A 14291-nucleotide genomic window follows, 5' to 3' on the forward strand; every position below is an offset into this window, starting at 1 on the left:
GCCGGGCGGCGAGCTGGCGGGTCGCCTCCGCCGAAGCGCTCGCCGGCCGGGACACCTGGGCCGGCAGCGGGGCCAGGGCCGGTTCGATCTGCGAGCGGTAGGTGGTGGTGAGGAGGGAGCCCAGGACGGCGACGCCCAGGACGCCGCCGATCTGGCGCATGGAGTTGTTCACGGCCGATCCCGCACCGGTCCGATCCGGCGGCAGGACCGCCATCACCGCCTCGGTCGTCGGGGCCATGGCGGCGCCCATCGCCGCGCCCTGGACGAAGAGGAGCAGCCAGAACCAGGCCATCGGGGTTCCCGTCCCGATGCCCGTGTACGCCAGGAAGGTGCCGGCGGCGGCCAGCATGGCCGGGCCGACCACCGGACCGAGGCCGAAGCGGCGGACCAGGCCGGCCGACAGGGGCGCACCGGTCAGTACGCCGGCCGCCACCGGCACCAGGTTCAGCCCCGCCTCGAACGGGGTCTGGTCCCGGACGCCCTGGAGGTAGAAGGCGGTGTAGAACATCGACCCGGAGAGGCTGAAGTAGGTCAGCATCACCGAGACGGTCGCGCCGGAGAAGCGGGCGTTCCGGAAGAGGCGCACGTCGAGGCTGGGGGTGCTCACCCGCAGTTCGACCAGGACGAAGACCACCAGCACGAGCGCGCCGCCCGTGATCGGGGCGAGGACGGCGGGACCGGTCCATTCGTTGCGGTGGCCGCCCTCGATCAGGCCGTAGACGACGGCCAGCAGGCCGACGGTGGACAGCAGGACGCCCAGCGGGTCCAGCTTCGTACGGCTCGTGCTCCGCGCCGCCGGCAGCAGGAAGACCGCGCCCAGGACCGTGACGGCCGCCAGCGGCAGGTTGACCAGGAAGACCGACCCCCACCAGAAGCGCTCCAGCAGTGCCCCGCCGACCAGCGGGCCGGCCGCGATGGCCAGTCCGCTGGAGCCGGACCAGATGGCGATGGCCATGGCCCGCTCGCGGGCGTCGAACACGGCCGAGATCAGCGAGAGGGTGGCGGGCATGATCAGCGCACTGCCGACGCCCATGGCCCCGCGTGCGGTGATCAGTTCGCCGGGGCCGCCGCTGAGGCCCGCCCACAGGGACGAGGCGGCGAAGACCGCCGTCCCGGTGAGCAGCATCCGGCGGTGGCCGTACCGGTCGCCGAGGACCCCGCCGCTGAACAGCATCACGGCGAAGATCAGCGTGTAGGAGCTGATGCTCCACTGGAGCTGGTTGGTGCTGGCGCCCAGCCCCTCCTGCGGGTCGGCGAGGGTCTTGAGGGCCACGTTGAGGATGGTGTTGTCCAGCCAGACCGTCAGCTGCGCGAGCACGAGTACGGCGAGGGCCAGGCGGCGACGCCCCGCCGGGATCCGGGGGGCGTCGGGCGCGGACTGCTCCGGCTCCTGCCCGGCGAGCTGGTGAACCACGGTGATGCGACCTCTCGATGGGATCGGGGAGGAGCCGGGAGGCCGGCCCTCGACCGATCGTCCAGGGCGGCCCGGAAGAGGGTCAATTGATCGCGGCCTACTGGCAGTTAGCTGCCAACGGCCCCCTTCCGCGCCGCCGTCCGCTCGGCGAGGGCGCCCAGGGTGGCGAGCTGGCGGCGCATCATGAACAGGTCGCCCCGGGCCATCATCCGCAGCCGGGCGGCCCCCAGCCGCCCGGGCCGGCGGCCCACCATCATCTTGACGACGAGCCGGGTGGTCCGCGCGTCCACCGGGTCCGCCCGGTAGGTGATGGCGAACTCCCCGAAGGCCCGGACCGCCCAGGGGGTGGTGAGCAGCAGGGTGAGGTGGCGGTCCGGTTCGAAGCCGACGAGTTCGAAGATGGTCATGACCCGTTGTCCGGTCTCCAGCCGCTCCGCCCCCGGGGTGAGCCTGCGGGGGCTGCGGCGCCCGAAGTTGTCCAAGCTGTCGTAGCTGTACGGGGCCACCTTGAGCTGGCACAGCCAGCGGAACACCACGGGGGCCGGCGCCCGTACGGTCACGGCCCGCAGCCAGGGCTCGGCCGAGGGGCCGAGCAGGTCGTCACAGGGGTAGGCGGCGCCCCGTTCCCCGGGCGTCGCCCCCCACATACGCGGGTCTCCCACGGCGGCCGCTACCCCAGCGCCCGCTTCAGGAAGTCCAGGACCGCCGTACGGTACCGGTCGGGGTCGGTCTTCATCCCCTGGAGGTGTTCCGTTCCCGGCAGGACCTCGATCTCCGCCCTCGGGTAGCGGGCCGCGAGGGCCCGCGCCCCCTCGACGGGGATGATGCTGTCGTCCTCCCCGGCCAGGATCAGCACGGGGGTGTCCAGGTACGCACCCTCGGCCGGCGGCGGCCACTGGGCCCGCAGCATGGCTGTGCCCAGCCGGGAGAAGACCGCCGTCAGCACCGCCCAGGAGGGGCCGGAGCGCAGCGGGCGCGGCACCGGCAGCCCCTTGGCCCGCAGGAAGTTGCGGAACAGCGGCTCGAGTTCGAGCGCCGGACCGCTGTCGCACACGATCGCGTCCACCGGGCGGTCCGGGCGCCGCAGCAGGTAGAGCGAGGGGAAGGTGGAGAAGGAGAAGCCGAAGACCGCGAACCGCGCGTCCTGGTACCCGTCGCTGCCCCGCAGGTGGTCGACGACGGCCACCACGTCGTCGGTGTGGCGTTCGCTGAGCCCCCAGAAGGCCTTGTCGGAGTCGCTGAGCCCGTGGTTGCGGTGGTCGAACAGGGCGACGGTGTAACCCGCTTCGTGCAGGAAGGCGGCCTGGGCCAGGCTCGCCGACTTGCTCAGGCCGATGCCGTGGCCGATCACCACGACCCGGTCGGTGCCCCCGCGGCAGAGCCAGACGTGGAGGGTGCGGCCGCCGCCGGGGAGGGGGACGGCCACCTCCTCCAGCGGCAGGCCGAAGTCCCGGGGGTGCTTGTGGTGGGGGCGGCGGGGCGGGTGGTAGACGAGGTACGAGAGCAGCGCCCCGTACACCGGCGCCGCGGGCACCGCCAGGGCCGGGAGGAGACCGCTCAGGAAACCGCCGCGACGGGGCGGTTTGGAGGATCCGTTTTCCGCCGCCGCGCTTTCTCGTATTTCCGTCCTGTTGTCTCTTCCTTGCATTTCAATTCCCTCCCGGTGCATACCGTGCTGCGGCCGTCCGGACCGGTCGTCTCAGCCGCAGCCGCCGGCGTGACCCCCGTCAGCCGACCTGGCCACGGTATCCGCCGGCGCGTTCGGAGAACCGGCTTTCGCACATTTCCGATTTCCGTCCCGCGTCGCCCGCCCGCGAACCGAGCGGGCGAAATCGGATATCCGGTCCGTTCCCCAGAATTTGTCGTGTCCGTCGATGAGAAAAGGGACTCCGAACACCCCGTCCCGCCAGACGTCGAGGAGCGCCGACACCCCCCGCGCGCGCAGCTCCGGGTCACGGGCGGCGCCGGCCAGCCGCTCGGCGGGCAGGCCCAGCTCCGCGCCGAGCTCCCCGATCACCGACGGGTCGCAGATGTCGCGCCCCTCCTGCCAGCGCGCCCGGTAGACCCGGCCGACGAACTCCGGTCCGCGACCGGCATCCTGAGCCACCAGCCAGGCCAGGTGCGGGACCTCCCAGCAGGGCTCGCGGTCCACCGGCCAGGTCGGCTCCAGCCCGCGCTCCCGGGTCAGCCGCCGGACGTCCTGGAGGATGTACAGGTGCTTCTCGCGGGACATGGCCACGTACGGGAAGCGGCCGCCGGCGGCTTCCAGGGCCCGGGCGCTCTCCTCGTCCGGCTCCCAGAACGGCCGCCATTCGAGCCGTTCCACCACGTCGGGGTGGCGGGCGAGCAGTTCCTGGTGGGCGAGCCAGGAGTACGGGCTGCGCAGGGAGAAGTAGAAGCGCGGCGGGGCCTGCCTGCGCGCTCCGGGGGACGGGGCCGCCTCAGACAACGAGGCCCCCGTCGATCTGCAGCACCGAGCCGGTGACGTACTCGGCCCCGACCAGGTACGCGACCGTGTCCGCGACCTCCTCGGGACGGCCCAGCCGGCGCAGCGGGATGCCGCGCAGCGCCCTCTCCCTGACCTTGCCGGACAGCCCGGCGGTCATGTCTGTCTCGATGAACCCGGGGGCGACGGCGTTGGCCCGGATGCCGTAGGGGCCGACCTCCTTGGCGAGGGCCTTGGTGAAGCCGATGATGCCCGCCTTCGACGCGGAGTAGTTGGTCTGGGTGGCGTGCCCGTAGACCCCCGCGACCGAGGAGATGTTGACGATGCAGCCGCTCTTGCGCTTCATCATCTCGAAGACCACCGAACGGCAGACGTGGTAGGTGCCGTCGAGGTTGACGCCGAGCACCTGCCGCCAGTCCTCGTCCGCCATCATCAGCAGCGGCTGGTCCCGGACGATGCCGGCCGAGGTCACCACGACGTCGATGCCGCCGAGCCGGTCCTCGACCCCGGCGACCAGGGCCCGTACCGCGTCCGGGTCGGAGACGTCCGCCTGGTGCCCGTGGACCCGTACCCCCAGTTCGGCGGCCTCCTTCTCCAGTTCGGTGGCGGCGTCCGGCCGCGAGGCATAGCAGAAGGCCACGTCGTGGCCGTCACGGGCGAGGCGCAGCACGGTGGCCCGCCCGATGCCGCGGGTGCCGCCGGTGACCAGGGCGACCTTGGGTGTGCTGTCCGGCATGCGGGTACTCCTCACTGGACGCCGGCGGGCTGGGCCGCCGGGCTCTGTTCGCGGGCTGCGGTCAGCTCGGCGGCCGGGCGCATCGCCATGACCACCCGTCCGACCTCCATGACGGTCTCGCCGCCGACCAGGGCCTCGCCCTCGAAGATCACGGTGTCGCTGAGGGCCCGGACGAGCCGGACCCGGTGCTCCAGTACGTCGCCGGGGTACACGGGCCGGTGCAGGACGACGTCGGAGATGCTGCCGAAGAGCATCACCTGGCCCGACAGCACGTCCGGGTTGGGCTTGTCCCACGCGGCCAGCACCCCGGCCGCCTGGCACCAGGACTCGACGAGCAGCGTCTGCGGATAGCCGTGCCCCTCGTCGTCGGCGTCCTCGGCGAGCCCCTCGTACCAGGGTTCGTTGCAGGTGACCGCCTTGAGGGCGGTGAGGCGTTCCTCGGGGACCAGTTCGGTCACCCGGTCCACCAGCAGCATCGGGTAGCGGTGCGGCAGCACCCGCTTGATCCCGGTGGTCGTCAGCACGGGGTGCTCCCTTCGGTGAAGCGCAGCCGGACCGTCGCGGCGCGGCCCCGGTCGGTGGCGGCGACCGCCTCGCAGCGCCAGTGCCCTTCCCGGCGCGTCCACTTCAGTTCGACCGTGAGCCGGTCGCCGGGGAAGACGGGGCTGAGGAAGCGGGTGGACTCGACGGCCCGGAGCGTGACGCGGGCGCCGGGGGCGGGGGCGGTGGCCAGCGCGCTGCGGTGGACCAGTTCGACGACGCACACGCCGGGGAAGATGGGGAAGCCGGGGTAGTGGCCGGGGAAGACCCGTTCGTCCGCGTCGATGCGGACCGTGGTGCGGGGGGCGCCGTCGGCGCCGTCCCGGTCGAGGAGCGGGACGGCGCGGACGGGGCCCGCGGCGGGGACGGCGCGGACGGGGCCCGCGGCGGGGGCCGCCATCAGGCGGCCGTCAGCTTGGCGTCGAGCAGGTCGTACGCCTTGCGCAGGCAGGTGACCTCCTTGAGTTCGGACTCGCCGAGCTTGACGCCGTACTTCTTCTCCAGGACGACCATGACCTCCAGGGCCATCAGCGAGTCGACGCCGAGGTCGTTCACGAAGTCGGCCTCGTCGGTCAGCTCGGTCTCCTCGACGTCGAGGACGTCGGCGACGGTGCGGCGCAGGTTCTCGAGTTCGAGGACGGCGGGGGCGGTGGTCTCGGACATGTGGTTCTCCTTCGTGTGCGTCGGACGGTTGTGGTGTGTCGGGTCGGTCGGTCAGCGCAGGCGCAGGACGGCGCAGCCGACCACGCCGTCGCGGTCCACCGAGGTGATCAGGCCGATGGAGCCGGCCAGGCCGGGACGGCCCTCGGCGGTGGCGAGCAAGGCGGCGGTCTGGAAGGACGCGGAGGCCGCGTGGGTGTCGCCGATCAGCTCGGCTCCGGGGACGTGTTCGGGCTCGTGCCCCGCGAACACCGCGTCGAGGGACTCGCGTTCGGCGGCGCCGCGGGCGCCGTGGGCCCCGGAGGCGGCGACGAGGGCGACCTCCGGCGGCTGGACGGCGGCCCGGTCCAGGGCGCGGCGGACGCTGTCGGCGAGGACGGGGGCGACCTGGGCGTCGGTGTGGAAGACGCCGAATTCGAGGGCGAGCACCTCGGCCAGGCCGGGACGCCCGTATTGGGCGGCGGCCTCGGCGGACTCCAGGAGCAGCACCGCGGCGCCCTCGCCGAGGATCCCGTCGGCCTCGTCGGGCCTGCGGGTGTGGAACTCCAGCCAGGCCCGGGCCGGGGAGAACTCCTCGACCGCCCCGCACAGCACGGTCCTGGTGTGCCCGGACTTCTGCAGCCGCAGGGCGTAGTTGAGGGCGAGGAGCCCGGAGGCCCGGCCGCCGGCGACGGTGGTGTTGGGGCCCTTGAGCTTGTGCCAGATGGCGCACTGCCCGGCGGCGCAGTTCATCACCGTGTTGGGGAAGCGCATCGGGTCCACGTAGAAGGGCTTCTCCTGGACCACGGAGTCGCGGGTGAAGTCCATCATGCTCTGGGCGCTGCCGGTGTTGGTGCCGAGGACCAGTCCGGCGTCCTCGCCGACGCCGGGGATGCGTGCGCCCTCGGGGTCCTGGAGGAGCCGGCCGACGGCGGTGACGGCGAGGCCGGTCACCCGGTCCATGGAGCGGGTGCCCTTGCGGCCCAGCACGGTCTTGCTGTCGAAGCCGGGCACCAGGCAGGCGGTGTCGACGGGGCCGTCCCAGACGCCGCGGTCCAGTGCGGCGGCCGCGGTGCGCCCGGCGGTGATGCCGGCCGTGAACTCCGGTCGCTCCAGCCCGTACGGCGAGACGGCCGACCAGGCGGTGATGAGCGGCCCTCGGCGGGCGGTGGCGGTTTCCATGGGTCGCGGTGCTCCTTCGGTGGCTTCGGTGGGGCGTACGGGCGCGGGGCCGCCGGTCGCGGAGGCGGTCCCGGGCGCGGTCACGGCCGCGGGGGTGGTCACAGGAAGTGCACGCCCTGGTACGCGGACCAGTCCGGGCGGCTGTCCGGGCGGGCCCGGCGGACCCCGGGGAGCAGCCGGTCCGGGGCCGTTCCGAGGCCGGTCAGGTCGGCCTCCTCGGCCCAGACGCCGGCACCCTCGGCCAGCAGCGTGCGCAGGGAGGCGCGCGGGTCGGGGAGGGTGTCGAGGTCGATGCGGCCGATGCGGAGGGACCGCGCCGGGGCGTCGTCGTCGGCGGTGGCGAAGGTGACGGCGAGGCCGCGCAGCAGGATGTCCAGGCCGTCCTGCTGCCGGTTGAGCTCGCGCGCCAGGTAGAGCACGTCGGCGAACTGGGTCTCGACCGAGCCGCGGTAGGCACGTTCGACGACCAGCAGCCGGCGCCCGGTCGTGGGCTGTGGCGCCACGGTCAGCACACCCCCAGGAAGAAGGCCTTGTCGGCGGCGTCGAGGTGTTCGGTGAACTTGAACGGCGCGCGCAGCCGGATCCCCGGGATGTGGGCGTCGGCGCCGCGCTCCTGGCTGCAGAACCGGCACGCGTACCAGTGCAGGGTGGTGGGGAAGGCCGCCAGGAGTTCGGCGGCCAGGGCGGCCGTCGTCGGGTACTCCCGGGCCCAGTCCACGACGTTGCGCGGTTTTGCGGGGCCCAGCGCCTGCCGGGTGAGGCCGGTGGCGTGGCCGCAGGTCCACAGGTGGACGCGGGCGCCCCGGGCGAGGAGTGCCTGGGAGAGCCGGAAGGCGGAGGTGACCAGGTCACCGGTGTGCGGGGCGCCCATGATCGCGATCAGTACGTCCGCGCGCGGCAGGAGGCCGGCCATGTCAGTGCCACACTCCCCGTACCCCGGGCCGCAGCAGCCGCTCGGCGACCTCGTCCATCTCCACCGCCCGGACGCCGGGCGCGAGCCGCTGCGCGGACAGGGCGCGCTGGTCCAGCGAGAAGGCGTCCGCCCAGACCTCGCCCCCGGCCGCCAGCACCCGTCCGACGGCCGGTCCGGCGGCGGCGAGGCCCTCGGTGACCCCGTTCTCGATCAGCAGCACGGCCACGCCGTGCCCGGCGCGGGCCAGCCGGACGGCGTCGCCGAGGAAGGCCTCGGCGCCGGGTCCGGCGTAGCTGCCCTGGGATTCCACGAGGAGGTACTCAGCCATGGCGGACCGCCTCCTTCCTGCGGTCGGCGGCGGCCTCGAAGGAGGCCTCCAGGAAGCCGAGGACGCGCTCGCGGTATTCGGCCGCGTCGAAGCGCAGGGCGTTCATGTGCATGGCCTGGGGTGCGGTCCAGCGTTCGGCTTCGGGGTAGCGGTCGGCGACGCCCATGATCTGGGCCTCGTCGATGACGGGGTCCTGGGCTCCGGCGATGAACATCAGCCGGGTCGGGAGCCCGGCGAGGTCCGGGGGCCAGTTCCGCACGGCCAGCATGTGCATGCTGATCCGGGAGAAGAGGTGGCGGTAGAGGGCGTAGGCGGCGCCCGTCCTGACCGGTGCGGGCAGCTGGGACCGGCGCAGGCCGGCGAACTCGCGCAGGCCTGCGGCGGTGTCGGACATGGGGCCGCTGTCGCAGACGACGGCGGCGACCGGGGTCCCGACGCGGCGCAGCACGTGCAGGGAGACCCAGGTGGAGAACGAGAAACCGATGAGGGCGAGTTCCCCGGCGCCGACCTCGGGGTCCCGGCGCACGGACGCGATCACGTCGGCGAGGTCGCCGGTGTAGCGCTCGGACATGCTGCCGTACTTGCGGTCGCGGCCGCTCTCACCGTGGTTGCGCATGTCGTACGCGACCACGTGGTGCCCCGCTTCGTGCAGCAGCGCGATGTGGCCGAGGACGCTGGACTTGGTGCGGCCCATGCCGTGGCAGATCACCACCGTGTGCGGTCCGCGCCCGGGTACGACCCACGCGTCGAGGGTCACCCGGTCGCGGGTGGTGGTCACCGACAGGGGGCGGACCGGCAGGCCCTTGTGGCGCGGGGTCCGGCCGGGGTGGGCGGCCGGCGGATGGTACAGCTCGTGGGCGTGCCGGGCGGCGAGTACGGCCCCGGTGGCGAGGGCGGACACGGCGGACAGCAGGGCGCGCGGGGAGCGGCGGCCGGGCCGGCGGTGCACCTGGCCGGGGGTGGAGGGTCGGGTGCGCATCAGGTGGTCAGCGCCTCGCCGCCGTCGACACCGATGACGTTGCCGGTGATCCAGGAGGAGTCGGTGCGGGCCAGTGCGACGACCGCCTCGGCGACGTCCTCGGGGCGGGTGAGGCGGCCGTGCGGGTTGCTGCGGGCGGCGAGTTCGACCAGCCTCTCGTGTCCGGGGATGCGCTCCAGCGAGGGGGTGACGGTCACGCCGGCGCGCAGGGAGTTGACGGAGACGCCCTGCGGGGCGAGTTCGAGGGCGAGCTGGCGGACGTGTGATTCGAGGGCGCACTTGGCCGCCGAGACGGCGCCGTAGTGGGCGGTCACCCGCTGGTCGCCCGCGCTGGTCATCGCGAAGATCTTCGAGCCGGCGCCCAGCAGGCCGGCCGCGTGGAGGCTCTGGGTCCAGTAGACGAGGGAGTGGGCCATCACGTTGAGGGTCATGTCCATCTGCCGGGCCGTCAGGGCGGGTCCGCCGTCCGCCGGCAGGTAGGGCAGCAGGGTGCCGAAGGCCAGGGAGTGCAGGACGACCCGCAGCGGTGCGCCGCCCGTCAGCTCGGCGAACCGGGGGACCAGCTCGCTCCGGGTGGCCGGGGAGGCGGCGTTGGCGTTGAAGAAGTGGGCCCGGGCCCCGGTGGAGCGCAGCTCCTCGACGGCCGCCTCGGCCTTCTCCTGTCCCTCGGCGGTGTCGAAGTGGACGCCTAGGACGTGGGCGCCTTCGTGGGCCAGGGCCCGGGCGTTGGCCAGGCCTATCCCGCTGGAGGCGCCGAGAACGAGGCACCAGGAACCCTCGAGTGACGTCGTCATGAACTCCCTCTCCTACTTCGTGCTGGTGGTACGCGGGGTGCGTCGTGTTCAGGCGGCGGGGACGGCCGCCGGTGCCGGTGCGTCCGGTGCTTCCGGTGCGTCCGGCGGCGGGGTGAGGAGGGCGAGCGCGAGGTTGCCCTGCGCCGCCGCGGTGACGACGAGGACGGGGCCCGGCAGTTCGGCCAGCGCGCCCGCCGCCTGCAGCAGGGGCTCCAGGGCTCCCGCGCCCGCCGGGACCGTCTCGGCGTCCGGGCCGAGGGCCTCGGCCACGGCGTGTCCGACGGGCGAGCCGTCCAGTACGGCGATCACCCGCGGGGCGGCGGCCGGGCCGGCACCCCATGCGGTCAGGGCGGCGTCGATCAGCTGCCGGGCCCGTTGCGCGCCCCGGCCCGCGGCGGCGGTGCGCGGGGGCAGGAACAGGCTCCGGACGCGGCAGTGCCCGTAGGCCCGGCCGCCGCGCGCCCGGACGGACTCCAGCGGCTCCAGGACGAGCGCGACGGCGCCCCGTTCGGAGTCGGCGTGACCGGCGTGCGCGGGGTCGAGGGCCTCCTCGGTGGCTCCGGCGAGCAGCCAGGCCGCCCGGCCGGCGGCGACGGCCCTGGCCCCGGTCTCCAGGCCCCGGTCTCCAGGGATTCCAGGCCGGCGACGCGCGGCGAGGTCACCGTGAGGTTGAAGGCCTTGAGGCCGTGTTCGGTGGCCAGCCGGCTGCCGAAGAGGTTGATCGAGAAGTAGGGCGCGGTGACGGGGCTCAGGGCGGCGGCGCCCTCGGCGAGCACGGTGCGGTCCATGGCCTCGTGCAGGGCGGCGGCCGAGCTGTTGGTCCCGACGGCCGCCCCGCGCAGCTCGGCGGGCCAGCGGTCCGGTTCGTCCCGGGCGTCGGCCATGGCCTCCTTGGCGGCGGCCAGGAAGTACTGGGAGGCGGCGGGAAGGTACTTGTAGCCGCGAGGTCCGAGCCGGGTGCGGTGGTCGAACCAGTCACCGGCCCGCGCCGCCGCGGCCGGGCGGGCGCCGCGGGCGGCTTCCCGCGGGCGGTCGCCCCGGGGGGTCACCACGCCGATGCCCGACACCACCAGCGGCGCGTCCTGATGCGCCGCGGACGTGGGGGTGGTGGTCATGCGCGGGCCTCCTGGAGGACGAGGGATACGTTGTTGCCACCGAAGGCGTAGGCGTTGACCAGGGCGAAGCTCCCCCGCAGGGGTGCGGGCTCGACGGGCAGCAGCACGTCGCAGTCCGGGTCGCGCTCCTCGACGGGGCGGTTCGGCGGCACGGTGCGGTGGTGCAGGACCAGCGCCGCGGCCACGGCGGCGAGGGAGGCGGCGGCCCCTCCGGTGTGCCCGACCAGGGCCTTGAGGCTGTACAGGGGGGTACGGCCGGCCGCCGCGCCGAGCACCTCGTGCAGGGCGCGGCTCTCGACCGCGTCGTTGAGTTCGGTGCCGGTGCCGTGGGGCACCACGCAGCCGATCTCGCCGGGGCCGGCTCCGGCGCGCTCCAACGCCTCGCGCATGGCACGGACGATCTGCGTGCCGCCGGGTTCCGGCGCGGTCGCGTGGTGGGCGTCGCAGCTCCATCCCTCCCCCGCGAGCCGTGCGTACACGCGCGGGGCCCGGCGTGCCGCGGCGTGCGCGGCGGACTCCAGCACGAGGACTCCGGCGCCCTCCCCGAAGACGGTGCCGCGCCGGTTGGCGTCGAAGGGGCGGCACCGCTCCGGGTCGACGGCGCCCAGCCGGTTGAAGCAGGCCAGCGCCACCCGGGAGTAGGCCTCCGCTCCCCCGGCGAGCACCACGTCGGCGGCGCCCGTACGGATCAGCTCGGCGGCGGCCGAGATGCCGAAGCCGCTCGCGGCGCAGGCGTTGCTGATGCTGGTGTTGGGCCCTTCGGCGCCGAGCCACTCGCCGAGGGAGGAGGCCACGGAGAAGACCGGGGCCCACTCCCCGTCCGGCGAGTGTCCCTCCGCCCGCCACCGCTCGTGCAGGGTCGCGTCGCCCATGCCGGTGCCGATGACCACCGCGACCCGTTCGGGCGCCACCTCGCCGAGGGCGGAGTCCGCCAGCGCCTGCCGGGCGGCCTCGACGGCGAACCGTGCGGCGGTGCTGGGGCCCTCGGCGGGCCCGTCCGGGTCCGGCGTTCCCGGGACGGAGTACATCAGCGGGACGTCCATCCTGGCGTGCGGGTCGGCCGCCCGCTCGGGCCGGCTGCGCGCCCGCATCAGGCCGTGCCAGAGGGCATCGGCGCCGGAGCCGAGGTGCGAGACCGCGCCCAGACCTGTGATCAGCACTTCTTCCATCGGGGTCTACTCCGGGATGCGGGAAGGGGAGGAAAGGGGAGGGCGAAGGGCAGGGGCCCGGTGGCCGGGGTCAGGCCTGCGGGAGGTCGCCGTTCAGCGCGCGCACGACCCGCTCGTCGAAGCCGACCAGGCTCCAGTCGCGGCGGTTCTCGAACACCGCGTAGCCGTGGGTGATCCGGCCGGTGGCGGTCTGGACAAGGCGCCCGTCGCGCACCACGTAGAAGTCGGTGCGGGCCGTGTAGGTGAAGTCCTTGAAGACCTCATCGACGGTGAAGACCGTGTACAGGTCCTCCTCCATCAGGGCCTCGTCCAGGAAGGTGACCTGGGAACGGGGCACCACGGGGATCCACTTGCGGTCGTCCAGCAGCGTCTTGATCGATATGCCGCGATCGGCGAGGAACAGGTCGACGACCTCCTCGACCTGGCGCAGGTAGCCCGACAGCGCGAGGCGCTCGTTGAAGTGGCAGTACGGGTAGGGGATCCGCCACTTCCAGCCGAAGGCGTTCTCGCCGGCGAGCAGTTGGTCCAGCACCGGGTCGGCGCCGGTGGTGCCGCGGCCGGCGGCCAGGGCGGTGTTGTCGGCGACGGCCACATCGGTGCCGTGCCGGGGGCCACGCCCGGCGCCGTCGCCGAGGCGCTCCACCGTGAAGCGGGCGAGCTCCTCGGGGTGGGCGAGCGGGGCGAGGTAGTCGTCGGCACGCAGGGAGACCTCGGCCTTGGAGGTGACGGCCTTCAGCTCCTTGCCGTCGCGCTCGACGTACAGGGTGACGGAGAAGCGGAAGCGGGTGTCCTCGTCGCGGGTGGTCGGGACGACGACGGCGCGGGCCTCGTCGTCCTGGTGGAAGGCGTGCAGGATGCGGGTGTCGAGGTCGACCACGTCGAGGCCGAGGCCGTGTTCCTCGAACAGCTCCCGGGAGGGCAGTCCGGCGGTGCGGAAGTGCGCAAGGACCGCTTCCTCGACGAGGTAGTTGACGTGCTTGAAGCCGATCCAGGTGTTGATGTTGGAGCCCTCGAAGCGGGGGCGCAGCCGGACGGTGGTCTCCGTCCCCAGCAGGTACTTGACGGCCGTTTCGGCGTGGGTGGTCATGTCGTTCGCTTCCTTGTCCTTGTCGGCGGTTCGGTTGCGGGGCGGCGCGAGGCAACGGGCGGCGCCGGCGTGGTCATGCGACGGACTGGAGGAAGTCCTCCGTCAGGCGGGCGAACTCCGCCGCCCGTTCGGTCATCGCGAAGTGCCCGCAGCCGGGGAGGATCTCGGCCTTCGCGTAGGGCAGGGCCGCGCACAGGGCCTCGCTGTCGGCGGGGAAGGACGCGAAGTCCCGTTCGCCGCCGACGATCAGGCAGGGCATGGTCATGCGGTCGGTGCGCAGGTCCGGCGTCCGCAGGTAGGTGTCGAAGAAGCTCAACCATCCGTACGGGCCGATCCGGTCGCGCACCTTGAGTGCCATCTCCCGGCGCAGGTCGTCCGGGAGGCGGCCGCCGGAGCGGACCCGCAGGCCGTCGGCGAGGATGCGGTCGAAGTCGTTCAGGTAGTACGAGATCGCGTCCCAGCCGAAGGCCTCCGGCCGGGGCCGGTAGAAGGGCGAGACCAGCACCACGGCGCGGGGCCGCGGGGCGGGGCCGCCCTCCGGCTCCTCGTCGAGCAGGGCGAGGAGGGCGTTGGCCCCGAACGAGTGGGCGATCACCACGTCCGGGCCGCCCGGAACCCGGCCCGTCGCCTGCCGGACCCAGTGGGCCGGAGAGTGCCCGGTCCAGCCCGGCACCCCTTCGGCCCGCCAGGGGAGTTCGGCGGTCCACACCTCGTGCGGGGAGCCGACGGTGTGCTCCAGGAGGGCGTCCCAGACGTTGGCGCCGCCGGCCAGCCCGTGCAGCAGCAGGACGCGCAGCGGGCCGGTCCCGCGGCCCGGGCGGCTCAGCCGCACGGACACCGGCGCGGGTCCCCCGGTCACGGGGCGGCCGGCAGGGGGGTGAGCAGGAACCCGGCGGAGGCGTCGTCGCGGTCGCCGCCGGAGGTGACCAGTACGGCCCCGGACCGGTGG

The 14291-nt window shown here is 73.9% G+C and carries 19 protein-coding genes; all 19 read right to left on the reverse strand.

Translation table 11 applies throughout. The features are described 5' to 3' along the window. The coding region (locus tag VR44_RS18615) for an MFS transporter (protein WP_107072531.1) at nt 1–1414 on the reverse strand (1414 nt) is incomplete at its 3' end. 107 nt (nt 1415–1521) lie between these two features. Beyond that, on the reverse strand, nt 1522–2061 hold the full coding sequence (locus tag VR44_RS18620; RefSeq protein WP_045948662.1) for a hypothetical protein: 540 nt from the start codon (nt 2059–2061) through the stop codon (nt 1522–1524). 23 nt (nt 2062–2084) lie between these two features. Further along, nucleotides 2085–2948, reverse strand: a complete 864-nt coding sequence (locus tag VR44_RS18625) for an alpha/beta hydrolase (protein WP_245691965.1) — start codon at nt 2946–2948, stop codon at nt 2085–2087. A gap of 165 nt (nt 2949–3113) precedes the next feature. Then, nucleotides 3114–3863, reverse strand: coding sequence for a 2-hydroxychromene-2-carboxylate isomerase (locus VR44_RS18630; RefSeq protein WP_045948663.1), 750 nt, complete (start codon nt 3861–3863; stop codon nt 3114–3116). Further along, on the reverse strand, nt 3856–4596 hold the full coding sequence (gene fabG / locus VR44_RS18635) for a 3-oxoacyl-[acyl-carrier-protein] reductase (protein WP_045948664.1): 741 nt from the start codon (nt 4594–4596) through the stop codon (nt 3856–3858). The genes VR44_RS18630 and fabG overlap by 8 nt, the downstream gene beginning before the upstream one ends. Before the next feature lie 11 nt (nt 4597–4607). Further along, nucleotides 4608–5120: a 3-hydroxyacyl-ACP dehydratase FabZ family protein gene (locus VR44_RS18640; RefSeq protein ID WP_094191739.1), complete on the reverse strand. Its 513-nt coding sequence runs from the start codon at nt 5118–5120 to the stop codon at nt 4608–4610. Then, entirely contained in the window at nt 5114–5536 is a 423-nt protein-coding gene (locus VR44_RS18645; protein WP_045948665.1) for a 3-hydroxyacyl-ACP dehydratase FabZ family protein, read from the reverse strand. Before VR44_RS18645 ends, VR44_RS18640 begins: the two co-directional genes overlap by 7 nt. Next, nucleotides 5536–5799 carry an acyl carrier protein gene (locus VR44_RS18650; RefSeq protein WP_045948666.1) on the reverse strand — a complete coding sequence of 88 codons (264 nt, stop codon included), beginning with the start codon at nt 5797–5799 and terminating at the stop codon, nt 5536–5538. Before VR44_RS18650 ends, VR44_RS18645 begins: the two co-directional genes overlap by 1 nt. 51 nt (nt 5800–5850) lie before the next feature. Continuing rightward, nucleotides 5851–6957 carry a beta-ketoacyl synthase N-terminal-like domain-containing protein gene (locus tag VR44_RS18655; RefSeq protein ID WP_045948676.1) on the reverse strand — a complete coding sequence of 369 codons (1107 nt, stop codon included), beginning with the start codon at nt 6955–6957 and terminating at the stop codon, nt 5851–5853. Between the two features lie 98 nt (nt 6958–7055). After that, entirely contained in the window at nt 7056–7460 is a 405-nt protein-coding gene (locus VR44_RS18660; RefSeq protein WP_245691967.1) for a hypothetical protein, read from the reverse strand. 2 nt (nt 7461–7462) lie between these two features. Next, nucleotides 7463–7870 carry a hypothetical protein gene (locus VR44_RS18665; RefSeq protein WP_045948667.1) on the reverse strand — a complete coding sequence of 136 codons (408 nt, stop codon included), beginning with the start codon at nt 7868–7870 and terminating at the stop codon, nt 7463–7465. Between the two features lies 1 nt (nt 7871). Further along, nucleotides 7872–8198: a hypothetical protein gene (locus tag VR44_RS18670; RefSeq protein WP_045948668.1), complete on the reverse strand. Its 327-nt coding sequence runs from the start codon at nt 8196–8198 to the stop codon at nt 7872–7874. After that, nucleotides 8191–9177, reverse strand: coding sequence for an alpha/beta hydrolase (locus VR44_RS18675; RefSeq protein WP_045948669.1), 987 nt, complete (start codon nt 9175–9177; stop codon nt 8191–8193). The genes VR44_RS18670 and VR44_RS18675 overlap by 8 nt, the downstream gene beginning before the upstream one ends. Continuing rightward, nucleotides 9177–9971 (reverse strand): SDR family oxidoreductase, encoded by a 795-nt coding sequence (locus VR44_RS18680; protein ID WP_045948670.1) that lies wholly within the window; start codon nt 9969–9971, stop codon nt 9177–9179. Before VR44_RS18680 ends, VR44_RS18675 begins: the two co-directional genes overlap by 1 nt. 48 nt (nt 9972–10019) lie before the next feature. Further along, on the reverse strand, nt 10020–10280 hold the full coding sequence (locus tag VR44_RS47315; protein WP_052713695.1) for a hypothetical protein: 261 nt from the start codon (nt 10278–10280) through the stop codon (nt 10020–10022). Between the two features lie 50 nt (nt 10281–10330). Then, a complete protein-coding gene (locus VR44_RS18685) occupies nt 10331–11086 on the reverse strand; it encodes a beta-ketoacyl synthase N-terminal-like domain-containing protein (RefSeq protein WP_052713696.1) in 756 nt (251 codons plus the stop codon). Then, entirely contained in the window at nt 11083–12255 is a 1173-nt protein-coding gene (locus tag VR44_RS18690; RefSeq protein WP_045948671.1) for a beta-ketoacyl-[acyl-carrier-protein] synthase family protein, read from the reverse strand. Before VR44_RS18690 ends, VR44_RS18685 begins: the two co-directional genes overlap by 4 nt. 70 nt (nt 12256–12325) lie before the next feature. Continuing rightward, entirely contained in the window at nt 12326–13342 is a 1017-nt protein-coding gene (locus VR44_RS18695) for a thioesterase family protein (protein ID WP_045948672.1), read from the reverse strand. 73 nt (nt 13343–13415) lie between these two features. Beyond that, entirely contained in the window at nt 13416–14180 is a 765-nt protein-coding gene (locus VR44_RS18700) for an alpha/beta fold hydrolase (protein WP_245691969.1), read from the reverse strand. Between the last annotated feature and the right edge of the window lie 111 nt (nt 14181–14291).

Source organism: Streptomyces katrae (assembly GCF_000966975.1).
GTDB classification, from domain to species: domain Bacteria; phylum Actinomycetota; class Actinomycetes; order Streptomycetales; family Streptomycetaceae; genus Streptomyces; species Streptomyces katrae.

Excerpts from the sequence above, each read along its gene's own strand:
- VR44_RS18620 (WP_045948662.1), bottom strand. The coding sequence starts at position 2,061 with ATGTGGGGGGCGACGCCCGGGGAACGGGGCGCCGCCTACCCCTGTGAC.
- fabG (WP_045948664.1), bottom strand. The coding sequence starts at position 4,596 with ATGCCGGACAGCACACCCAAGGTCGCCCTGGTCACCGGCGGCACCCGC.
- VR44_RS18645 (WP_045948665.1), bottom strand. The coding sequence starts at position 5,536 with ATGGCGGCCCCCGCCGCGGGCCCCGTCCGCGCCGTCCCCGCCGCGGGC.
- VR44_RS18650 (WP_045948666.1), bottom strand. The coding sequence starts at position 5,799 with ATGTCCGAGACCACCGCCCCCGCCGTCCTCGAACTCGAGAACCTGCGC.
- VR44_RS18655 (WP_045948676.1), bottom strand. The coding sequence starts at position 6,957 with ATGGAAACCGCCACCGCCCGCCGAGGGCCGCTCATCACCGCCTGGTCG.
- VR44_RS18665 (WP_045948667.1), bottom strand. The coding sequence starts at position 7,870 with ATGGCCGGCCTCCTGCCGCGCGCGGACGTACTGATCGCGATCATGGGC.
- VR44_RS18670 (WP_045948668.1), bottom strand. The coding sequence starts at position 8,198 with ATGGCTGAGTACCTCCTCGTGGAATCCCAGGGCAGCTACGCCGGACCC.
- VR44_RS18675 (WP_045948669.1), bottom strand. The coding sequence starts at position 9,177 with ATGCGCACCCGACCCTCCACCCCCGGCCAGGTGCACCGCCGGCCCGGC.
- VR44_RS18680 (WP_045948670.1), bottom strand. The coding sequence starts at position 9,971 with ATGACGACGTCACTCGAGGGTTCCTGGTGCCTCGTTCTCGGCGCCTCC.
- VR44_RS18685 (WP_052713696.1), bottom strand. The coding sequence starts at position 11,086 with ATGACCACCACCCCCACGTCCGCGGCGCATCAGGACGCGCCGCTGGTG.
- VR44_RS18690 (WP_045948671.1), bottom strand. The coding sequence starts at position 12,255 with ATGGAAGAAGTGCTGATCACAGGTCTGGGCGCGGTCTCGCACCTCGGC.
- VR44_RS18695 (WP_045948672.1), bottom strand. The coding sequence starts at position 13,342 with ATGACCACCCACGCCGAAACGGCCGTCAAGTACCTGCTGGGGACGGAG.